18 protein-coding genes and 1 pseudogene are annotated in these 18751 nt (G+C 65.5%); 11 read left to right on the top strand and 8 right to left on the bottom strand.

The annotated features are described in order from the left end of the window. The first annotated feature begins 118 nt into the window (after positions 1-118). From AB4Y43_RS19170 to AB4Y43_RS19155, 4 genes are read left to right on the top strand one after another with little or no spacing between them, the layout of a single operon-like run. Positions 119-1204 carry an ABC transporter substrate-binding protein gene (locus AB4Y43_RS19170; RefSeq protein ID WP_368728536.1) on the top strand — a complete coding sequence of 362 codons (1086 nt, stop codon included), beginning with the start codon at positions 119-121 and terminating at the stop codon, positions 1202-1204. Positions 1205-1206: 2 nt separating this feature from the next. After that, positions 1207-2052, top strand: coding sequence for an ABC transporter ATP-binding protein (locus AB4Y43_RS19165; RefSeq protein WP_368728562.1), 846 nt, complete (start codon positions 1207-1209; stop codon positions 2050-2052). After that, a complete protein-coding gene (locus AB4Y43_RS19160; RefSeq protein WP_368618859.1) occupies positions 2033-2893 on the top strand; it encodes an ABC transporter permease in 861 nt (286 codons plus the stop codon). Before AB4Y43_RS19165 ends, AB4Y43_RS19160 begins: the two co-directional genes overlap by 20 nt. Beyond that, positions 2886-3785: a transporter substrate-binding domain-containing protein gene (locus tag AB4Y43_RS19155; RefSeq protein ID WP_069266634.1), complete on the top strand. Its 900-nt coding sequence runs from the start codon at positions 2886-2888 to the stop codon at positions 3783-3785. Before AB4Y43_RS19160 ends, AB4Y43_RS19155 begins: the two co-directional genes overlap by 8 nt. A gap of 278 nt (positions 3786-4063) precedes the next feature. Here AB4Y43_RS19155 and AB4Y43_RS19150 read toward each other — a convergent pair whose 3' ends face one another. The 3 genes from AB4Y43_RS19150 to AB4Y43_RS19140 form a co-directional block, all read right to left on the bottom strand. Then, a complete protein-coding gene (locus AB4Y43_RS19150) occupies positions 4064-4576 on the bottom strand; it encodes a hypothetical protein (RefSeq protein ID WP_069266635.1) in 513 nt (170 codons plus the stop codon). Positions 4577-4876: 300 nt separating this feature from the next. Further along, a complete protein-coding gene (locus AB4Y43_RS19145) occupies positions 4877-5437 on the bottom strand; it encodes a hypothetical protein (protein WP_368728535.1) in 561 nt (186 codons plus the stop codon). 265 nt (positions 5438-5702) lie between these two features. Beyond that, positions 5703-8225 carry a penicillin acylase family protein gene (locus AB4Y43_RS19140; protein WP_368728534.1) on the bottom strand — a complete coding sequence of 841 codons (2523 nt, stop codon included), beginning with the start codon at positions 8223-8225 and terminating at the stop codon, positions 5703-5705. 232 nt (positions 8226-8457) lie between these two features. Between AB4Y43_RS19140 and AB4Y43_RS19135 the strand changes: the two genes are divergently transcribed. Further along, the gene (locus AB4Y43_RS19135) at positions 8458-8661 is read left to right on the top strand and encodes a DUF3079 domain-containing protein (protein ID WP_368728533.1); all 204 of its coding nucleotides are present in this window, start codon (positions 8458-8460) and stop codon (positions 8659-8661) included. Positions 8662-8682: 21 nt separating this feature from the next. On the opposite strand, the gene AB4Y43_RS19130 is transcribed toward AB4Y43_RS19135, so the two are convergent. Continuing rightward, positions 8683-9462 (bottom strand): SDR family oxidoreductase, encoded by a 780-nt coding sequence (locus AB4Y43_RS19130; protein ID WP_342948788.1) that lies wholly within the window; start codon positions 9460-9462, stop codon positions 8683-8685. Positions 9463-9616: 154 nt separating this feature from the next. Between AB4Y43_RS19130 and AB4Y43_RS19125 the strand changes: the two genes are divergently transcribed. Further along, positions 9617-10513, top strand: coding sequence for an AraC family transcriptional regulator N-terminal domain-containing protein (locus AB4Y43_RS19125; protein ID WP_368728532.1), 897 nt, complete (start codon positions 9617-9619; stop codon positions 10511-10513). Between the two features lie 77 nt (positions 10514-10590). On the opposite strand, the gene AB4Y43_RS19120 is transcribed toward AB4Y43_RS19125, so the two are convergent. Together AB4Y43_RS19120 and AB4Y43_RS19115 are read right to left on the bottom strand one after the other, a co-directional pair. Continuing rightward, entirely contained in the window at positions 10591-11370 is a 780-nt protein-coding gene (locus AB4Y43_RS19120; protein WP_069266641.1) for an ABC transporter substrate-binding protein, read from the bottom strand. Positions 11371-11965: 595 nt separating this feature from the next. Next, positions 11966-12109 (bottom strand): annotated as a pseudogene (locus AB4Y43_RS19115) (GGDEF domain-containing protein); the annotation flags it as partial. Positions 12110-12440: 331 nt separating this feature from the next. Between AB4Y43_RS19115 and AB4Y43_RS19110 the strand changes: the two are divergent. Further along, positions 12441-12905, top strand: a complete 465-nt coding sequence (locus tag AB4Y43_RS19110; RefSeq protein WP_069266643.1) for an LEA type 2 family protein — start codon at positions 12441-12443, stop codon at positions 12903-12905. A gap of 46 nt (positions 12906-12951) precedes the next feature. On the opposite strand, the gene AB4Y43_RS19105 is transcribed toward AB4Y43_RS19110, so the two are convergent. Beyond that, positions 12952-13131: a hypothetical protein gene (locus AB4Y43_RS19105; RefSeq protein ID WP_141710776.1), complete on the bottom strand. Its 180-nt coding sequence runs from the start codon at positions 13129-13131 to the stop codon at positions 12952-12954. A gap of 484 nt (positions 13132-13615) precedes the next feature. Here AB4Y43_RS19105 and AB4Y43_RS19100 point away from each other — a divergent pair, with 484 nt between their 5' ends. The 4 genes from AB4Y43_RS19100 (at position 13616) to AB4Y43_RS19085 (ending at position 17095) form a co-directional block, all read left to right on the top strand. Further along, entirely contained in the window at positions 13616-13885 is a 270-nt protein-coding gene (locus tag AB4Y43_RS19100; RefSeq protein WP_069266645.1) for a CsbD family protein, read from the top strand. A gap of 101 nt (positions 13886-13986) precedes the next feature. Then, positions 13987-15192, top strand: a complete 1206-nt coding sequence (locus tag AB4Y43_RS19095) for a paraquat-inducible protein A (protein WP_368728531.1) — start codon at positions 13987-13989, stop codon at positions 15190-15192. After that, a complete protein-coding gene (locus AB4Y43_RS19090; protein ID WP_368728530.1) occupies positions 15189-16487 on the top strand; it encodes an MlaD family protein in 1299 nt (432 codons plus the stop codon). Before AB4Y43_RS19095 ends, AB4Y43_RS19090 begins: the two co-directional genes overlap by 4 nt. Beyond that, entirely contained in the window at positions 16484-17095 is a 612-nt protein-coding gene (locus AB4Y43_RS19085; RefSeq protein WP_368728529.1) for a membrane integrity-associated transporter subunit PqiC, read from the top strand. Before AB4Y43_RS19090 ends, AB4Y43_RS19085 begins: the two co-directional genes overlap by 4 nt. 38 nt (positions 17096-17133) lie before the next feature. Here AB4Y43_RS19085 and AB4Y43_RS19080 read toward each other — a convergent pair whose 3' ends face one another. Further along, complete coding sequence (locus AB4Y43_RS19080) at positions 17134-18615, bottom strand: alkaline phosphatase family protein (RefSeq protein ID WP_368728528.1); 1482 nt, start codon at positions 18613-18615, stop codon at positions 17134-17136. Positions 18616-18751 lie beyond the last annotated feature (136 nt).

Raw genomic sequence — 18751 nt, 5'->3', positions numbered from 1 at the left:
ATTGTCGATACGAACAACTAAGCAAATCATAATTCGTTGGTTTGCCTGGAATCGTTGCAGATCGACAATCATCGAGCATCGTCAATCCACTACCCTGCTCGTTGCCGAGTCTCCGCTCATGAAGTCGTTCTCCCCGAAAATCCGTCGGCGCTCCGCCGGAACCGTTCTGCTTGCCGCGTGCGCCGCTGCGGTCCTGGTACTCCAGAGCGGTTGCAAGCCGCATGGGGAGCAGGCGCAAGACGCGTCTGTCACGACCCGACAAGCGCCGGCGCAGCAGCAAATCACCTACTTCAAGTACCCCGACAATCCCGCGTTCGACCTGGTCTATCTCGCCGACAAGCTCGGCTACTTCGACAACACGAGCACGCGGCCCAAATATGTCGGCAAGATTTCCGCGCCGCAGATCATTCCGCTCGTGGGCACCGGCGATATCGATTTCGGCACGCGCATGGTGCCGCTCGTCATCTCCGCGATTGCCAGCGGCGCCGATATCAAGGTCATTTCCGCAGGCGGCGAAACGCTGCCCGACGCGCCGCACATGAAGTATTTCGTGCGCAAGGATTCAGGCATTCTCGGTCCGAAGGACTTCGAGGGCAAAACGGTAGCGTTCAACAGCTTCGGCGCGTGCGCGGAGTTCGTGACCAAGAAGTATCTGGCGCAACACGGTGTGAATGTATCGAAGGTGAACTGGCTCGTCGTGCCCGACAATCAGTCCGAGCAGGCGCTCGTCACGAAGAACGTGGATGTCGCGATCATTCATCCGCCCTTTTCCGGCTCGGCGGAGGCCGATCCGCAACTGCGCAAGCTGTGGAGCGACTGGGACGAGGACCACGGCCTTGGCGGCATGGCGCCCTATAGCGTGAACGGCGCATTTGCCCGTGCCCACCCGCAGGCGGTGCGCGACTTCGTCACGGCCATCGCGAAGGCGGGCAACTGGGTCAATGCGCATCCCGACGAAGCGCGCAAGCTGACGGCCGAGCGGCTCGGCATCGACGTTCGGCTCGTGGAGCGGTATGCCTACGTGAAGGACCTCGTGGTCACGGAGCCGCCCATCCAGTACTACATCGATATCCTCGAAACGGCAGGCAAGATTCCGAAGGGCAAGGTCAACGTCAAGGATGTTTACACGAACGACTTCAATCCGTTCGCGAAGCACGAGGCCCAGGCTAGCGCGACGCCCTTGCCGAACGGAACACGCTCGTGAGCATGGCAACTGCGCTACGCGAGAAGATCGTCGCGCGCGATCTCTCCCTCACCTATAGCAACGCGCAAACGGACACGCACCATACGGTCCTCAAACGCTTCGATCTCGCCGTGGAAGGCGAATTCATGGCGCTTTTGGGCCCGAGCGGCTGCGGCAAGTCGACCTTCCTCAACGTGCTCGCCGGCCTCACGCTGCCAACCTCGGGCGATATTCGCGTGGACGGCGACCCCGTGAGCGCCGTGCGGCAAAAGCTCGGCTTCGTGTTTCAGGGCTACGCGCTCTTTCCGTGGCGCACCGTGCGCAAGAACGTGGAAGCGGGACTCGAAATTCGCGGCATGAAACGCGTCGAGCGGCGCAGCGAGGCCGAACGCTTCTTGCGCCTCGTGGGCCTGCTGGAATTCGCGAATCACTATCCGCATCAGCTTTCCGGCGGCATGCGCCAGCGCGTGGCCATCGCGCGTGCGCTCGCTTATGGCCCCGAGATCCTGCTGATGGACGAGCCGTTCGGCGCGCTCGACGCACAGACGCGCGAATTGCTTCAGCAGGAACTGCTCGCGATCTGGGAGCAAAGCGCCACGACCGTCGTGTTCGTCACGCACAGCATCGACGAGGCGATCTTTCTCTCCGATCGCATCGCCATTCTTGGGCGCGGCCCCGGACGCGTGAAAGAGATCATCGACGTCGACCTGCCGCGCCCGCGCGACGCCGCGCTGCGTCACTCGGCGGCGTTCGTCGCGCTGCGTCAGCGCGCATGGGCGAGCCTCAGCACGGAACTCGACACGCGACTCGACGCACAGCCGCAAACCCATGCATTGACGGGAGCCGATCATGTCCGATTCGATGTCTGACTCGATGTCCAACCCGGGCGCGGTCCGCGAATCCTCGCACAGCGTTCAGCGCGCGCACACAGCTTCATCTTTCGCGCGCCTTTACGTAGGCGTGGAGCGCTCCCTCGCGCTCGCCGCCTTCCTCCTGTTGTGGGAGTTGCTGCCCCGGCTCGGCGTGGTCAACGCGGCTTACCTGAGCCCGCCTTCACAAGTCGCCCTCGCCATCGCGCGGCTCTTCGAAAACGGCGACGCGTGGACCCATATCGGTGCGAGCGCCGTGCGCTCCATCAGCGGTTTGCTGCTTGCCGTGGCCGGTGGCATTGCATGCGGCTTCCTGCTGGGATGGTTCAAGCGCGTCGAACGCGTCGTCGATCCTGTCTTTCAACTGCTGCGGCAGGTGTCGGCGTTTGCGCTCTTTCCCGTTTTCATGTTGTTTCTCGGCATCGGCGAGTCGTCGAAGATCGCCATTGTCGTGTGGGCCGCGTTCTGGCCGGTGCTGCTCAACACCATTGCGGGCGTGAAACAGGTCGAGCGCGTGCTGATCGACTGCGCGCGCTCGATGGGCGCCTCGCAGCGCTTTATCGCGACGAAGGTCGTGCTGCCGGCTGCGTTGCCGCAGATCCTCACAGGCGTGCGTCTGGCGGGCGCCTACAGCATTACGGCGCTGGTGGCGGCAGAAATGATCGGGGCACGTTCGGGGCTCGGCTTCTATACGCTCAATTCGCAGGAGACGTTTCAGATTCCCGATATGTACGCAGGCATCGTGCTGCTCGCCATATTTGGACTGCTGATCAATCAGGGCCTGTCGATACTCGAACGGCAACTGCTGCGCTGGCGCGTCGGACTCGCGCAGAATGGCTAGGAACGCTGAGCTCGACGCTTCGGCAATTCCGCGGCGCCTGCGCTGGCCCGCCACCGCGCTAACGGCCACGTTCGCAGCGCTCGCATTACTCGCGCTGCTCGCGTGGGCGCTGAACCGCGAGTTGCCACGCGCCCTTGCCGAAAGCGACCTGCCTTTCGCAGCCGCGGCAGCACGCGGCGTGCTGATCGTGGCGGTGCCCCCGCGCCCCGCGCCTGCGCTTTATGTCGGCAAGGTCGACCGCGCGCTGCGCTCGCCCGACCCGTTCGCGGCGGCGCTCGCTTCGGACCTCGCTCGCCGCGCAGGGCTGCCTGTGCAGTTCCTGCTGGCCCAACCGGCCGCCGCGCGTGCCGCGCTGCAGGCGGGCAAAGCCGATGCCGCCATTGCCGGCCTGGACTTCTCGCCCGACGCGCGGGTCGCGTTCGCACCGGCTTCGTATTCGAGCGGCCGTGGCATGGCGCTCGTGCTGGATCATGGCAACGTGCGGACATGGCGAGACCTGAGCGGCCGCGCGATTTGCGCATCGCAAGGCAACCCTTATGCACGGCGCGCAGCGCGCGAGTACCACGCGAACCTGCGCGGATTCGACCGGTCGCTCGATGCGCTGCTGGCGTTCCAGGCGGGCGATTGCGCCGCCCTTGTCGACGACGAATTCGTGATCGAGGCGCTGCTCAAGCAGGCGGACTGGTCCTACTATCGCCCGCTACCCGGAACCATCGCTGCGCAGGCGGCGTTCATCGCCACGCGCGCGGGCGACGCGGCAAGCGCGGTCTTTGTCGGCAATACGGTGGCGCAGTGGCAACGCAGCCGCTGGCTGGCGACCGTGCGCAAAGATCAGGCAATCAGCCTCGCGTTCGACATGTTCAACGCGGAAAACGACCTGTATTGCCACTAGCTGCGCTGCCTGAGTTCTGCCACGCGCAGCTGGCAGCTTTTCAACAGGCACGCCTTGTGGCCGCACGCATTGCGCGAGTTTCGAATCCATGCCCTTGCTCTGCCCTTAGCCGGTAACGAAAGCGGCGCTCGCGCAAAGCTTCAGTAGATATTGAACTCCATGGCGCGCAAGACGCCAGGCAGCACGAGTAGCGCAGCCGATAGCCACGCACGCGCGAGGCGGTGCAGAGTCGTCGAATCCTGGGCGTTACGCACACACGCCTCTAAACGGAACCCGGTCTAGAACCCGCGCCTCAGGTTCCGGTCGCGCATTGGGTCGGGCGTCTTCTGCGTGAGCCGCAAGATGCCCTGATCGTCGAAGTAGAAGTGAAACATCATGTAGTCGATGTTGTTCGCGATGTAGCGGTAGGACCAGACTTCCCGCTGCATGCGCGAAAAGTAGGCCGTCTCCGCGGGCCGGCCGAAATTGATCAGGACATCGTTGCGTGTCCACTCGTTGACTTTCGCCCGATAGAACTCGCTCTCCTGCATGACCTGACGCACACTCACGACCTTGCCGCTCGCGTCGATGTCGGCGACGGTGTTCGTCGACCCCATCGGCTGGGTCGGCCACATGAGACGTTTGCCGCCGTCCGGCAGGTTATAGGTTTCGCGCGGCGGCCCGAGACGCGCGATCAACGCAGACTGGTCGCTGCCCGGTTCGATGCTTTGCCACGGCTGGGCGCAACCGGCCGCGAGCAGCACCGCGGCGGCGAGCCACGCGCGCTTCACGAAATTGGACAGAGACCCCATTCACGCACCCCTGAGTAGCGAATCTGGCGAGCAACACACGCAGATCATGGCGGCCGTGGCGGATGCGGACAATCAGACCTTGGTCCTACCGGCAAAAGCCGGCGCTCCGCGGAGGCCGGCCACGGCGTGTGCAATACTGGTGCAGCATGGTTGCACGCCCCGAACGGGTTGCCAGCGGCGTTTACACGCGACCTCTGCTTTCGGGGCGATCGCGTGGAAGCGATCTGGCCAGTCGACGCACGCGGTCTTTCCCGATGACGCTCCGATGCCGCAACGATCGCTGCGGCATCCGCTTTTACGTCAAGCGCCCACAAATCTGAAAACCGACACCGCCTGCTGCAACTGCGCCGCCTGATCGGCCATCGAGCTTGCCGTGGCAGCCGCCTGCTCGACCAAGGCCGCGTTTTGCTGCGTGACCTGGTCCATTTGCGCGACCGCGCGAATGTCGGCGACGATGCCGGTTAGCTGCGCACGCATCTCGCCGAGCGCGTACAGCAAGCTGCTCGTATCGCCAGCATGCGTTGCTATGGATACCGAAAGATCGTCAGCCGCGATACGGCCCGCGATTTCCATGGCGTGAGCCGGCTCGCAGCCCAGCTGGCGCGAAAGCCGCTGCGAAATCAACCACGCCAGCAATGCGCCTGTCGCGACCGCACCGAGCAGCATCGCCACGATGAGGGTGCGCATGTGCTGGAATTGCACCGTGGCTTCGGTCTGCGCACTCTTGGCCTCGCGTTGCAGCGAATCGATCAGCGCGGCGACGCTGTCTCCCAACGCGACACTCGCCGCAATGGCGCGGCGTACGAGTTCGGCGTTGTCCACACCTGCCGGCACGGGCGCGAAACCGATCTGCTGATGCATGCTGTCAGCAGCTTTTTGAACACCGTCATGCGATCGAGCCATCTCATGGCTGTCCCCTTATTCGATTCCGTTTTATATGTATCACGGCGAGCGAAAGCCTCGACGCAAGCGCGCCAAGCTTGATGCAATCCCCCCACCAAGGGCAGGAGGGCAACGGATATAGGGAGAATCAGCCAGCGCTTCTAGCGGTGTCAGCGGAGTTCTGCTAACCCGCCGCGCGCGCCGCATTTCGAGGGGGACGTGACATCCATGACGCCGAGAGCCCTCAGTTTCCAGCCTGCTGCGCGCTGGCCGGTACGAGCTTCAGCGTATGCACCAGTGCGCCCGGCAGGAACGGCGCCGCGTCGCCATGCACCCACGTTTCATGCCCCGCGAGGAAATACGGCGACATGGGATTGCCCGATTGCCCGCCCGGCATCTCGAAGATGCCGTCCTGTTCGCGCCCCGGCGACACCGCGAAACGCTCGGACGCGCCGAATGCCCGGGCCTGCACGCGCGGCATGTTGATGTCGCCCGGGAGCGGGTCGTGCGGCGCGCTGAGCCAGCCGCGAACCCACGGCAGCCATGCCGGCACCATGCGCGCGAACGGATGCGCAATGGTCGAGCGGTTGCGCTCGCCCCAGCGCGCCTCTTCGAGCGTGGTGCCCTTGGGCAACCGGGCGATCGTGCGATCGATGCGGTCCAGCATGAACGCGCGCCAGTCCGCGAAGCCTCCCGGTATCCACGCGCGATGGTCGGCCAGCGTCTCCATCGTCGCTTCGTAACGCGAGTTCGCCGCGCGATAGCTGAGGTCCGGCGCAATCGCGGCCATCTGCTTGTCAAGTACCCCGAACCATGCTTCGTAGAGCGAGTCGTAGAACGCGCGCACCAGCCGGTAGCCGACAGCATTCACATCGGCGCGGCCATCCCACGCCTGAACGAGGCGCTGGAATTCGGCGCGTTGAGGATGGCCGTCGAGCGCGCGTGTATCGAGCGCGTCGAGCGCAACGCGTCGCCAGTACTCGATCCAGAACGCGCGATCGTCGGTCTGCACCGCGAGCATGTCGCGCTCGCCCGCGTGCGGCAGCGCGAGGAGGTCGTTGCGAATCTGCGTGGCGCGCGCGCCGAGATCGGTGCCGGCGTCGCCGATCTGCGCCACTTCCTCCAGCGGCAGGGTACGGTTATTCGCGGTCCAGATGCGGCCGGCCGGCGGATCGACGCGCACGGGATACGCATCGGGCGTCCGATACCCTTGCCAGCCGGCGTACGTCCCTGAGAGGTACGGCATGCTCGCGAGCGCGGCCGCTTGACCGTCCACTTCAGCGTCCGCATTAGCATCCGCGAAGCGCGGCAGCGGCCCGGCGAGCGTCCAGCCGATATGGCCTTGCGCGTCGGCCACCATGAAGTTCTGCGTCGGCATGCCGAAGGTCTGCGCGGCATGCAACGCGTCGGCGACGTTCGTGATGCCTTCGAGCCGCATGAAGTTCATGTTGGTCGCCTGCGGATCCTGCGCGACCCAATGCAATGCATACGCGCGCTCGCCGGCCACAATCTGTGGCCCCCAGCGCGTTTGTACGACCGGCAGATCGACGCTCGCGCCGCCGTTCACGTCGAGCCGCTCGTGGATCACCTGCGCGCGCTCCCATCCGCCGTTCGGGACGCGGTAGCGCAGTGGATCGGCCGGATCGCGTTGAAGTTCGACCAGATCGACGAAGAGCCCATAGCTGTTCGTGAAGCCCCAGGCGATATGGCCGTTGCTGCCGGCCACGACGAACGGTGTACCCGGCAAGCTGACGCCCGTGATGCGCCGCTCGCCGCCTTCGGGCGCAGGATAGACGAGCGAGATCCGGTACCAGATGTTCGGCAACGACAGGCCGAGGTGCATGTCGCTCGCGAGCAGCGCGCCGCCGTGTGCGCTGTGCGCGCCGTCGACCGCGAAACCGTTGCTGCCGACCATCGAATCGACCGCGCTCCCGCCGCCCGCGAAGCCGCTCACGAAACCAGGCAGGCCGGCGACAAGTACGTTGGCTTCCGGTTCCGCATCGACGGCGGACCGCGTTGACGGGAGCCATGACGGCGGCGCGGCGGGCAGCGCCGCCGGCGGCTGCGCCAATGGGCGCTGCCCGTCGAGCGGGGCGTCCCAGTGGCTCGTCTCAGGCAGCAGGAACGCAAGCAGATCGGCCGGCACGCGCTCGCGCAACGCCGCGCGAGAGAGTACGCGCCTCACCTGGTCATACTGAAGATCGAAGTACATCGCGTACACCGCGAGCACTGTGTCTTCGGGACGCCACGGCGCCGGTTGCGCGCGCAACAGCCAGTATTCGAACGGCCGCGCGCGAAGCGAACGCAGGCCGTCGTTGACACCCGCCGTGTAGCGCTCGATCAGCTCCCGCTGGTCGGCGGAGAGCGCGGCGAGCGCCGCCTGCGCGTGCTCGCGAAAGCGCAAGGGCCGGTCGCGTCGGTCCAGCGGCAGCGCCGCCGGGCCGATGAGTGCCGCCATTTCGCCAGCGGCGACCCGGCGCAGCAAATCCATCTGGAAGAAGCGGTCCTGCGCGTGAAGGAAACCGCTCGCATACGCAACGTCGCCACGCGTGTCGCCCTGCACCGTCGGCACGCCGAGCGCGTCGCGCCCGATCGTTACCGGTGCGGAGAGCGGCACGGCACGCGTGCCGTCCAGCTGTGGCAAGCTGCCGCGCAATGCCAGCCAGCCCGCCAGCACCATGGCAGCCAGGACGATGACGACGGCACACAGCAAAATCAGCGGCCACGCACGGCGCCGCTTTGGCGGGAAAGGACTCGAACGGGTCATGGAGGAGCACGCAGGTCGTTGTGTTCAGCGCTTCCAGGCGCGGCGACCGGATCGGCCGGACGCCGTACGACCATAGCATGACCCTGTGGCAACAACACGCAGGGAGAGCGACGCGGCCTTCTACCTCTTCACCGCCCTTCCTGGGCGCGACAGTCTGCCATCTGCCACCGTGCCGCGGAAAGAACACAATCTCGATATTGCGTTCCGTCCGAGATCGCGCGGGGGCGACATCATGGCAAAGAAGTTTCCGATTCACCCGCTGCGCCCCGAGCGCCTGTGCTGGGGCTGCGACCACTACTGCCCGGCCAACGACATGCGATGCGGCAACGGCCAGAGCCGCACGCAGCATCCGGCCGAACTGCTCGGCGACGACTGGCTCGAACAGGGCAACTGGGGTATCGAAGTCGACGCGTCCGGCAAAAGCGTCACGCCTTAACGCGCGAAATCAACCGCGCAATCAGATATGAATGCCGCCAGCCACCTCGATGCGTTGCGCGTTCACCCAGCCAAAGTCATCCGATAGTAGACCGGCAATCACGGGCCCCACGTCCGTCGGTAATCCCACGCGGCCCAGCGCGGTATGTTCCGCCACTGCCTTGTTGACCTCAGGATTGTCCCGCACGATGCCGCCGCTGAAGTCGGTGGCAATGGCGCCCGGTGCCACGACGTTGACCGCAATCCTGCGCGGCGCGAGTTCGAGCGCCATATAGCGCGTGAGCGCTTCGACAGCCGCCTTCATCGGGCCATAAATCGAGCGGCCCGGGTACGCGAAGCGCGCAAGGCCCGAGGAGATGTTCACAATCCGGCCGCCGTCATGAATGAGCGGCAGCAGCTTTTGCGTCAGCAGGAACGGCCCCTTGAAATGCACCGCGAACTGCGCGTCGAGCTCCGCTTCGGTGCCCGCTGCGAGCGTGGCCGTCGATGAGATACCGGCGTTGTTCACCAGATAATCGAAGCCCGTTGCATTGAGCGTCCCAAGCGCCTCTCGCAGGCGCGCGACGAAGTCGTCGAACGCGCCCGAATTCGCGATATTCAACTGCAGGGCAATCGCCCGGCCGCCCGCTTGCGCGATCTCGGCAGAGACCTTCTCCGCCTCGTCTCGATTGGTGTTGTAGGTGAAAACCGTATGGACGCCGCGGCTTGCCAGCCGCAGCACCGTGTCGCGACCGATCCCTCGGCTGCCTCCGGTGACGACCGCGATTTTCGGGCCCGACTGACTGCCGTTGTTCGTTGCCATTTGGCACCTCTCGCTGGGTTGGATAGCGTCGATTCTGCGCCTGACGCGACCGGCGAGTGAATACCCGAATCTCCCCGATTCTTGCCTAATCCTGCTTCGCTGACTAAGATGGACCGTCGCGCACTTTCCGTCGCGCGTTTCTTATCCAGCCCCCATGACAAACGATCTGGCCGCCGCCCTGCTGCGCTACACGCAAACACCGCCGGGCACGAGCCCATACAGCACCGCTGTCGACGGACTGCTCATCCTGCGCTCCGACCATCCCGCGCCGCCCACGTTTCGCTCGGCGCGGCCGGCTTTGTGCATCGTCGCCCAAGGCGCCAAATGGGCCAGTTTTGGCGGGGAACAACTGGAGTATCGCGCCGGTCAAGCGCTCGTGGTCGGCGTGGAAACGCCGTCGCGGGGCCGCGTGTTCGAGGCGAGCCCGGACAAGCCTTGCCTGGTTCTGATTCTCGAGCTGGACCTGGCCATGTTGCGCGCCGTGGCAAAGGAGATATCGCCTGCACCCGTGCCGGCGGCGGACGCAAGCCGCGGCGTGTTCGTCGCGAACTTCGACGGCCCCCTCGCCGATTGCGCGCTGCGCGCCGTGCGCCTGCTGGACACGCCGGACGCCATCGGCATGCTGTATCCCATGCTGATGCGCGAGATCTGCTACTGGTTGCTAAGCGGTCCGAACGGTTCGGAAATCGCGAGGCTGGCGTCGACCGAAAGCCCTTCTCACAGCCTGCTGCGCGCGGTGGAAAACTTGCGTGTGCGGTTTGCCGAACCCGTGCGGGTGGAAGACCTGGCGGCAGTCGCCCAGCTCAGCGCTTCGGCGTTCCACCGGCAGTTCAAGGCGCTGACCGGGCTACCGCCCCTTCAGTACCAGAAGCAGCTGCGGCTGCTGGAAGCGCGCAGACTGCTGCTTTCGCTGTCGATGAGCGTACAGGCCGCCGCCTTCGAAGTGGGATACGAGAGCGCCTCGCAGTTCAGCCGCGAATACACGCGAATGTTCGGAGCGCCACCGAAAAAAGACTCGACTCAAGCGAAGGCACTGCGCGAGGCCGCGTAGCACGCTCCGCTGACACGCAGCGCGAGAGCGGTGCATCCGCTCTCGCGCCGTGCACACGTCACGCTGGACGCGTCACATCACTTGCCATACACGTCGAAGTCGAAGTACTTCTTCTCGATCTTCTTGTACGTACCGTCCTTGATGATGCTGGCGATCGCGCCGTCGATCTTCGTCTTGAGCGCGGCGTCTTCCTTGCGCAGGCCGATGCCGGCGCCGTTGCCGAGCGTTGCCGGATCGTCGAGGTCGCCGCCCGCGAAGCTGTAGCCCTTGCCGCGCGGCGTCTTCAGGAAGCCCACGTCGGCCTGCACGGCGTCTTGCAGCGCGGCGTCCACGCGGCCGGCCAGCAGGTCCTGATAAACCTGGTCCTGGTTCTGGTAAGGCACGACCTCAACGCCTGCCGTTGCCCAATGCGCCTTTGCGTAGGCCTCCTGAATCGTGCCCTGCTCCACGCCCACGCGCTTACCCTTGAGCGATTCGGCGGTCGGCATGATGCCCGAACCCGTCTTGGCGACGAGACGCGTCGGCGTGTTGAACAGCTTGTCCGAGAACGCGATCTGCTCTTTGCGCGCCGGGGTCATGGACATCGACGAAAGCACGCCGTCGAACTTGCGCGCCTTCAGCGCCGGAATCATGCCGTCGAAGTCGTTCTCGATCCAGACACATTTGGCATTCAGACGGTGGCAGATCTCGTTGCCGAGATCGATGTCGAAGCCGACCAGTTTACCGTCCGGCGCTTTCGATTCGAACGGCGGATAGCTTGCATCGACACCGAAGCGAATGGTGTCCGCCGCAAAGGCGCCGACGCTGGCCGTGGAGGCGATCAAGGCAATAGATACGGCTGCAAACAACTTTTTCATGGGATCCCCTCGGTTCTGGATATCAAGGTGGTCAAGAACATAAACACCGCCCGCATGGTTGCGGCGCGGACATTCCCTCGCGGCGCACGCCGCAAACGTGATCGACGCTGCGGGTGCACCTGCGCCCGGCAAGGTAGCAGTCCAGAATACGCGCGTCGAGTCGTCAAAAACAGGCGGAAACACCTATGGCAGGGAAGACCCTAAAGGGGGTTGAAAGCGGCAGCCGAAGACTTACCCGAATGTCCAGTTGCTCTTGCCGGCGCGAGCCGCGCGCGCCGGTTGGGCAGTTCCGTCATGTCGTCGATCAGGGCGCGTTGTGCGAGATGTTCCGGCTGATGGCGCATAGCGTACCGATCACGGCGCCGCCTTGCGCGCAGACCGGTGCGCTCGCATAGGTGCAAATCCCGAGTTCGGAGGCCGCCCGCGAATCGCCCCGGATATCCTTGACGTTGCTGACCACGCGCCGCCCGCTTTCCAGACTGCGCTTGCAGAGGGTGTCGAACCACTGAACCTGCAGGCCCTCCATGATCTGCACGTCGCCGTCGTTGCGCGAATAGAGGACGGTCTGCACCTCGCGGCTGAAGTCGACCGAGGCGCCCGTCAGTTCGTCGATCGTCGCGAGTTTTTCCATGCGCCCAGGTATCCGGTCGTGAGCGAGCATCACCATGCCGATCGACATGCAAGGCAACGTGACGATCGCAAGGCCGAGCAGCACCACGTTCCAGGGCGACGGCTGCACCGCCACACGGCACGCATGCCAAAAACTTGGCGCGTGCCCTGCACGAGCAGCACGACGACCATCGAAAGCATATTGAAAGAATCCAGGCCGCGTGTGGCGCATATCGCTTAAGCGTCGGGGACGCATCGTATCCCAGGTTTGGCCCGAATCCATGCAATCCGGATCGATCCGGTCGACTTCGCCCGCTCGAACACGCGAATCGAAACTCGGGGGCCGGCAACAGTCGGGCGCATAGCGCGAAATCCGCGAAGGATCGACGCTACACTAAGCGGCACCCGCGAACTCTCCAGACGAGGTACTCGCCATGCCAGCACCTGACGTCAGGCGCTCAATGCGACTTGTTTGCGCCTTGCTTTGTGTGCTGTTCTGGCTTGGCGGCTGCGCGGGGTTGACGGGAGACCCGCTGCGGGTCAACGTGGCGGGGCTGGAGCCACTCCAGGGCGAGGGGATGGAAATGCGCTTCAACGTGAAGTTGCGCATCCAGAATCCCAACGACACGCCGGTCGAATTTAGCGGCGTGTCACTGCAACTGGACCTGAACGGTCAATCGTTCGCGAGCGGCGTAAGCGATCAAAGCGGCGTCGTGCCGCGCTTCGGCGAAGCGGTGATCATCGTGCCGCTGACCGTGCCGGCACTCTCCGCCGTCCGGCAGGCTTTCGCCTTTGCGGGCAGCGCACAGGCCGGCAACATTCCCTACGAAATACGCGGGCGCCTGGCGGGCGGCATCGGCGGCGGCACACGCTTCGTCGATCACGGCAACCTGTCGCTGCCAACGCAGGGCCTGTTCGGCCCGTGAACGGCGCCAGCGCGCCGGCCGGGCGTGTCGCAGCTTGCTTCGGCGCTCAAACGTCACGGCCCTCGACGCCGAGCGCCGGACGCGCTTCGTCCGGCGGAAAGATGTACCAGCTGCCGTCGTCGTGACGGAAGAAGAACATGCCCGATTCGCCGACGGCGCCGACCGCGCTGACATAGACGCACGACCGATGCTTCCTCGCACCCTGCGCAACACGCGTCACATGCACTTGCGTGTCCGGCCGCAAGAAGAGCCATTTATCGGCCATCGCTCGCAATGAGCGTGATTTCCTGCGCATCGTCGTTTCCCTCCCAACTCACTCCGATGTTCCAACCCGCGGCATCCCCATTGATACGGTGCATCGGGCATGCCGGCATGATCAGCCAATCGGACTTCGGATACCTTAAATTCGCATCGCATGTTCCTGCGCCCCGCGCTATTCAGGCATCGAAATAAGTCAGGCCCAACGTGTCTTTCACCTCGGAAAGCGTCGCCCCGGCGTGCAGCGCAACGCGCAGGCCGGCTTCGATCGGCATCTCGCCAGGCCTACCGGCCTTGAATAGCTCACCGCCGCGCTGATGCTTGCGCGCGAGCGCTGATTCGCCCGTGTTTCATCGATCGCTGCACGGCGGGCATTCGCGTTGCTCCACCGTCATTGCGCAAGTGGAGCGCGCAAATTCGATGACCCACCCTGAGCACACAGGAGCACGATCATGGACACGAGACACGCACACGCCATCGCGAATGAGGTCGCGGGAGAAGCGCAGCACCTGGCCGGCCGCATGCTGCGCGACCCCGCCATGGGCTTGGCCGGCAAGGCAAAGGTGCTGTACGGCAAATCCCAACAGGCCTTGAACGATGCGGCCGACGCAACACGCGACAACGTCGCCGACAAGCCCATGACCGCGCTCGGGCTCGCCGCCGCTGTCGGCTTCGCGCTCGGCGCGGCATGGGTCTTGAACCGCAATAAATCCGAAGGCTGAAAGCCAACCCCGGCTCGGGAACGCTTTATGCGCGTGGTCGTGAAATCGCCTCACTGATGCGAATCGTGTGTCATCGCGAGGCGTAGTCAGGAGCTCCGCCCATGACGATCGGCTGTCCCGAATGCGGCGCCCTCGAGGACATCCCTCCGCTCGGCCCGCGCATGCTCGCGCGCTGCAGGATCTGCCACTACCCGCTCGAGCGGCGCAGCGGGCGCAGCATCACCGCTTCGCTCGCCTGCGCCATCACGACCTTCGTCCTGCTGTTCCCCGCCAACCTCGCGCCGCTGATGACGGTGCACATGCTCGGCGCCGATCGTTCATCCGTTCTCGCGTCGGGCATCGTGTCGATCTGGCGCGACGGCTGGCTCGCGCTCGCGCTGTTGCTCGGCGCATTCGGCATCGTGCTGCCGTTCGTACGCTTCGGCCTGCTCATGATCGTGCTGGGACTGGTCGGCTTCGGTGTGCGATTCAGGCATATCGGCACGCTCTTTCGCTGGTCCATCGCGCTCGACATCTGGGCCATGCCCGACGTCTACCTCGCCGGTTGCCTCGTCGGCTATGCGCGCGTCACGCAGAACCTCACGGGAACGATCGGGGCGGGCGGCTACTGTTTCATCCTAGCCGCGCTCATGTCGATGCTCACTCGCGCCTCGCTCGATCGCCGCACCGTCTGGCGCGCCATCGTCCCCGACCAACAGGCGCCGCACGGGCATGGCGCGCTGTCCTGCCCCGTGTGCGACCTCGTCGTGCCCATTTCGCATGAAGGCCGGCCATGCCCGCGCTGCGGCCTGAAACTGCGCGCGCGCAAGCCGGACGCCGTGGTGCGCGCGGCCGCGCTCACGCTCGCGGCGCTCGTGCTCACCGTGCCCGCCAACTTCTATCCGATGACCATGTCGCGGCAACTCGGGCATTACGACTCGCACCGCATCATCGACGGCGTCTATCAGCTCTTTCACGTCGGACTATGGCCGTTCGGCATCCTGATCATTGGCACGAGCATCGTCATTCCCCTTGCGAAGCTCGGCGGCATGGCGTGGTTCATCACCTCGGTCTTGCGCCATTCGCGCCGGCACCTGCGCGCCAAGACCCATCTTTATCGCTGGATCGACGAACTGGGCCGCTGGTCGAACGTCGACGTCTTCACGATCGCGGCATTCGTGCCGCTGATCCACTTCGATGGCGTGGCGGTGGCGAGACCCGACACCGGCGCGACGGCGTTTGCACTCGTCGTCTTCTTCACGATGCTGGCCTCGCGCAGCTTCGACCCGCGCATGATGTGGGACGTGCATAGGCGGAGAAAGCCATGAGCGGCCCGCATCGCCACCGCACGCAAGCCGAAGTGCGGCGCAGCGCCTGGCCCGGCTGGATCTGGGCCGTGCCGATTGCCGCCATCGGCGCGACGGGATGGCTCGGCCTGCGCGCGCTCGTCCATGACGGCGAGACGGTTGTCGTGACGTTCGACAATGCCTACGGCATGAAGCCCGACGACACGATCGTCACGCTGCACGGCGTGAAAGTGGGCGCCGTCTCGGACGTGTCGCTCGCGCCAGATGGTCAGCATGTCGAAGCAAAGCTCCGGATCGACCGGGCGGAGAATCCGTATTTGCGCTCGGGCACGCGGTTTTACCTGCGCGGCGCGAAGGTGGATTTGAGCGACCCTGCCTCGCTGAAGGCCATGCTTTCGGGACCCGAAATCGTCATGGAGCCCGGTCCCGGCAAACATGCCGACCACTTCGACGGCAGCGATCGCCGGCCGCCGCTTGCGCCCGAACACGGTCCGATGGTGCGCTATGCGGTGCGCTTCGACGGCGCGGTCGGCAACCTGGAGTCCGGCTCGGAAGTGGACCTGCGCGGCTTTCCCGTGGGGACCGTCACGAGCGTGCGCCTGAGCTACGACGTGCGCACTGGCGCGCTGAGCACCCCGGTTCAACTCGCGCTGGACCCGTCGCAGCTTGGCATCGTCGGCGCACCGCCGCCCGCGGACGGCAACTGGCGGCCGCTCGTCGACGGCATGCTCGATCACCTCGTCGCCGACGGGCTGCGCGCGCGCCTTTCGCAGGACCCGCCGCTCGTCGGGCCGCGCAAGGTCAATCTCGACTTCGTTGCGGGCGCAGCGGGCGCGACGCTCACCGCCGACAGCGGGCTCCCCGTGATCCCGAGCGTCGCCCCCGCCGATTTCGATACCATGACCTCGCGCGCCGGCGAGGTGATCCGGAAGATCGACGACCTGCCGATCAAGCAAACGGGCGACGAAGTGCGCAGCATTGCCGCGCACGTGAACGCCATCAGCGCCTCGCCGCAGATCCGCGACAGCCTCATGCATATCGACCGCTCGGTTGCGCAAATCGATCAGACGCTCGCGCAGGTGTCGCCCAAGATCGGCCCGCTCGTCGCGCAGCTGCGCGAGACGGCGAACGAAGCCGATCGCACCGTCGCGGCAGCCAATCGCACGCTGGGCGCCGACGCCTCGAGCCAGAACGACCTGCCCGCCGCGCTGCGCGAGCTGACGGATACCGCGCGCTCGGTTCGCGCGCTAGCCGACTATCTCGACCGGCATCCCGAAGCGCTGCTGCGCGGCAAGGCACAGGAGGAGAGCCAATGATGCGTCGCCATGCGAGCCGGGCTTCGATCACGCGACTGCTAGATGCGGCCGTGCTCGCGGGTATCGTCGTCGGGATCACCGCATGTGGCCACAGCGCACCCACGCGTTACGTCACGCTCAACGCGACGCCTGCGCAAGCGCCGCTTGCCACCGCCGCCATGGCGCCGGTGCAGCTGGGCGCGGTGCATATTCCCGCCGTGCTCGACCGGCCCGAAGTGGTGACGCATGTCGCGCCCAACCGGCTCGCCGTCGACGACAACGACCGCTGGGGGGCGCCGCTCGGGCAGATGATGCGCAGCACGCTCGCGCAGGACCTGCTGCCGCGCCTGCCGCCCGGCGCATTCGTTTTTCCGGACGCGCCCGCGCCCGTCGGCACGCGCACGCTCGTCGTCACCGTGCTCGACTGCAACGCGAGCGCGGGCGGCACGCTCACGCTGCAAGTGGCGTGGACGCTGCTCGCGGGTCAGCCCGCACGAACCACAATGAGCCAGGAGGCGGCGCTAAGCGCGCCGGTCGAGGGTCACGATGCGGCGGCGCAAGCCGCTGCGCTCAGTCGCGTGCTCGGCGAGCTCGCCGACCGGATCGCCGCATCGATCGCCGTGCGCTGACACGGCGATCGCTGACACAGGCAGCCCTCCCCGCAGCGCTAACCTCCCGTCTGGAATCCTAACGATGCCGCCTTGGCGCGCAGGTCCGCGAAGCGGTCCACGTTCGGGTTGGTCGCGAGCTGCGACTGATCGATCGACGACACCGGATTCGACGGCGACACCCCGGGGATCCCCGAGCACTCCCCGCCGAACGTGCCTTGGGCAATCGTGAACGCAGGCGCGTCTGTGCGCGGCGCATCGGTGAAATCGAGCGCATAGGCCAGATTGAAGGTCGCCGAATCGCTGCTGCGCACGCCGAGCGGCTGCAAGCCGAAGCGCCATTGCAGCAGCGCGTGAATCGAACTCGGGTCGAACGGATAGCGCGTGACCGTGCCCGCGCGAACGCGCGGCCCCAGCAGCGCGAGCGGTACGCGAAAACCCAGCTTGCCGTCGTTGCCGAGCGCGAGCTCGTTCTTGCTGATCGGCCTCGTGGGCGGCACCACGTGTTCGAGAAAGCCACCCCACTCGTCATAGACGACGATCATCAGCGTGCGGTTCCAGGTCGGACTCGTGCGCAGCGCTTCGTACACCTGCCCGAGAAACGCCTCGCCGTTGCGGATGTCCGCGTGCGGATGATCGTCCGCGGAAGTGCCTTGCGGCTCGCCCGCGAATGCCGGATCGACCATGCAGAACGGCGGCAGCGTACCCGTCCCGGCCTGCGCGACAAAATCCGCAAACGGACGCGAAATGCCGACATGGCGCCTGCCGTAAAGCGCCGTGAACGGCACGTCGTGATAGTAGTAGTTGCAGCCGATATTCGCGGCGCTGAGCCTGTCCCAGATCGTGGGGAGCGTCGAATTGTCGATACTGTCGTCGAGGCGATCCGTGGCGCCGCTGTGCAGATAAAGGCGATTGGGAAACGTGCTGGTGAGGATGCCGGTGAAGTAGAAGTCGCCGATCGTGTAACTGCTCGCGACCGCGTCGAAGAACTGCACATCGGCCGAAGTGTAGTAACCGATGGGCAGCAAGTCGCCCTGATGCAGGCTCGTGCCGGGTGTGAGGAGAAAGCCGTTCATCGCGCCCGAAGCGAGTTGCGTACGCGCGCCGTCGTAGCTGTGATTGGGGTCCTGGTACGCGCACGCCTGGTAGCCATAGGCGGAATTCGCTGCGAGCGAAAACGGCGTTTGCGTCGCGCCGAACGCGTCCTTGAACTGCCGGTTCGCGGGCATGCCTTCGGCGCCCGGCACCCAGCCGAGGAAGTGGTCGAAGGAACGATTTTCCATCGTGACGAGCACGATGAAGTCGATGCCCGAACTCGCTGGATTCGGCAACGCCGGACGCGGCAAGCTATAACGGTCAGCGCCGTCCGGCGAGGGAACGTCGCCGACCGAGGGCGCGGGCGCGTCGCCGTTCTGGCCGGCCGGGTCGTCACCGCCTCCGCCACCGCAGCCCGATAATGCAACGCTGCCGGCAACCGCCGCTACGCCGGCAAGAAAGCGGCGCCGGTCGTATCCGTGATGCGGGCTATTGTCGTCTCCCATGACACGTCTCCTGGTTGGATGCGGCGCTGGCAATCCGCCCGTGCCTCGCTGCCGCGAAGCGAAACGCGCTCGCGACGGCGAGCAGCGGACGGCCTTTGCCCGCAAGCCTCGCGCCCGCTGTGGTGCAGCCAGGACA

This window comes from Paraburkholderia sp. BR10872, from assembly GCF_040965835.1.
In the GTDB taxonomy this organism is placed as follows: Bacteria; Pseudomonadota; Gammaproteobacteria; order Burkholderiales; family Burkholderiaceae; genus Paraburkholderia; species Paraburkholderia nodosa_A.
Note: the sequence above shows the minus strand (reverse complement) of the source record. Positions and strands in the feature narration are given on the sequence as shown.

What these genes read in the sequence shown, in the direction of transcription:
- AB4Y43_RS19170 (WP_368728536.1), top strand. Translation starts at nt 119, where the DNA reads ATGAAGTCGTTCTCCCCGAAAATCCGTCGGCGCTCCGCCGGAACCGTT.
- AB4Y43_RS19165 (WP_368728562.1), top strand. Translation starts at nt 1,207, where the DNA reads ATGGCAACTGCGCTACGCGAGAAGATCGTCGCGCGCGATCTCTCCCTC.
- AB4Y43_RS19160 (WP_368618859.1), top strand. Translation starts at nt 2,033, where the DNA reads ATGTCCGATTCGATGTCTGACTCGATGTCCAACCCGGGCGCGGTCCGC.
- AB4Y43_RS19155 (WP_069266634.1), top strand. Translation starts at nt 2,886, where the DNA reads ATGGCTAGGAACGCTGAGCTCGACGCTTCGGCAATTCCGCGGCGCCTG.
- AB4Y43_RS19150 (WP_069266635.1), bottom strand. Translation starts at nt 4,576, where the DNA reads ATGGGGTCTCTGTCCAATTTCGTGAAGCGCGCGTGGCTCGCCGCCGCG.
- AB4Y43_RS19145 (WP_368728535.1), bottom strand. Translation starts at nt 5,437, where the DNA reads ATGCATCAGCAGATCGGTTTCGCGCCCGTGCCGGCAGGTGTGGACAAC.
- AB4Y43_RS19140 (WP_368728534.1), bottom strand. Translation starts at nt 8,225, where the DNA reads ATGACCCGTTCGAGTCCTTTCCCGCCAAAGCGGCGCCGTGCGTGGCCG.
- AB4Y43_RS19135 (WP_368728533.1), top strand. Translation starts at nt 8,458, where the DNA reads ATGGCAAAGAAGTTTCCGATTCACCCGCTGCGCCCCGAGCGCCTGTGC.
- AB4Y43_RS19130 (WP_342948788.1), bottom strand. Translation starts at nt 9,462, where the DNA reads ATGGCAACGAACAACGGCAGTCAGTCGGGCCCGAAAATCGCGGTCGTC.
- AB4Y43_RS19125 (WP_368728532.1), top strand. Translation starts at nt 9,617, where the DNA reads ATGACAAACGATCTGGCCGCCGCCCTGCTGCGCTACACGCAAACACCG.
- AB4Y43_RS19120 (WP_069266641.1), bottom strand. Translation starts at nt 11,370, where the DNA reads ATGAAAAAGTTGTTTGCAGCCGTATCTATTGCCTTGATCGCCTCCACG.
- AB4Y43_RS19110 (WP_069266643.1), top strand. Translation starts at nt 12,441, where the DNA reads ATGCGACTTGTTTGCGCCTTGCTTTGTGTGCTGTTCTGGCTTGGCGGC.
- AB4Y43_RS19100 (WP_069266645.1), top strand. Translation starts at nt 13,616, where the DNA reads ATGGACACGAGACACGCACACGCCATCGCGAATGAGGTCGCGGGAGAA.
- AB4Y43_RS19095 (WP_368728531.1), top strand. Translation starts at nt 13,987, where the DNA reads ATGACGATCGGCTGTCCCGAATGCGGCGCCCTCGAGGACATCCCTCCG.
- AB4Y43_RS19090 (WP_368728530.1), top strand. Translation starts at nt 15,189, where the DNA reads ATGAGCGGCCCGCATCGCCACCGCACGCAAGCCGAAGTGCGGCGCAGC.
- AB4Y43_RS19085 (WP_368728529.1), top strand. Translation starts at nt 16,484, where the DNA reads ATGATGCGTCGCCATGCGAGCCGGGCTTCGATCACGCGACTGCTAGAT.
- AB4Y43_RS19080 (WP_368728528.1), bottom strand. Translation starts at nt 18,615, where the DNA reads ATGGGAGACGACAATAGCCCGCATCACGGATACGACCGGCGCCGCTTT.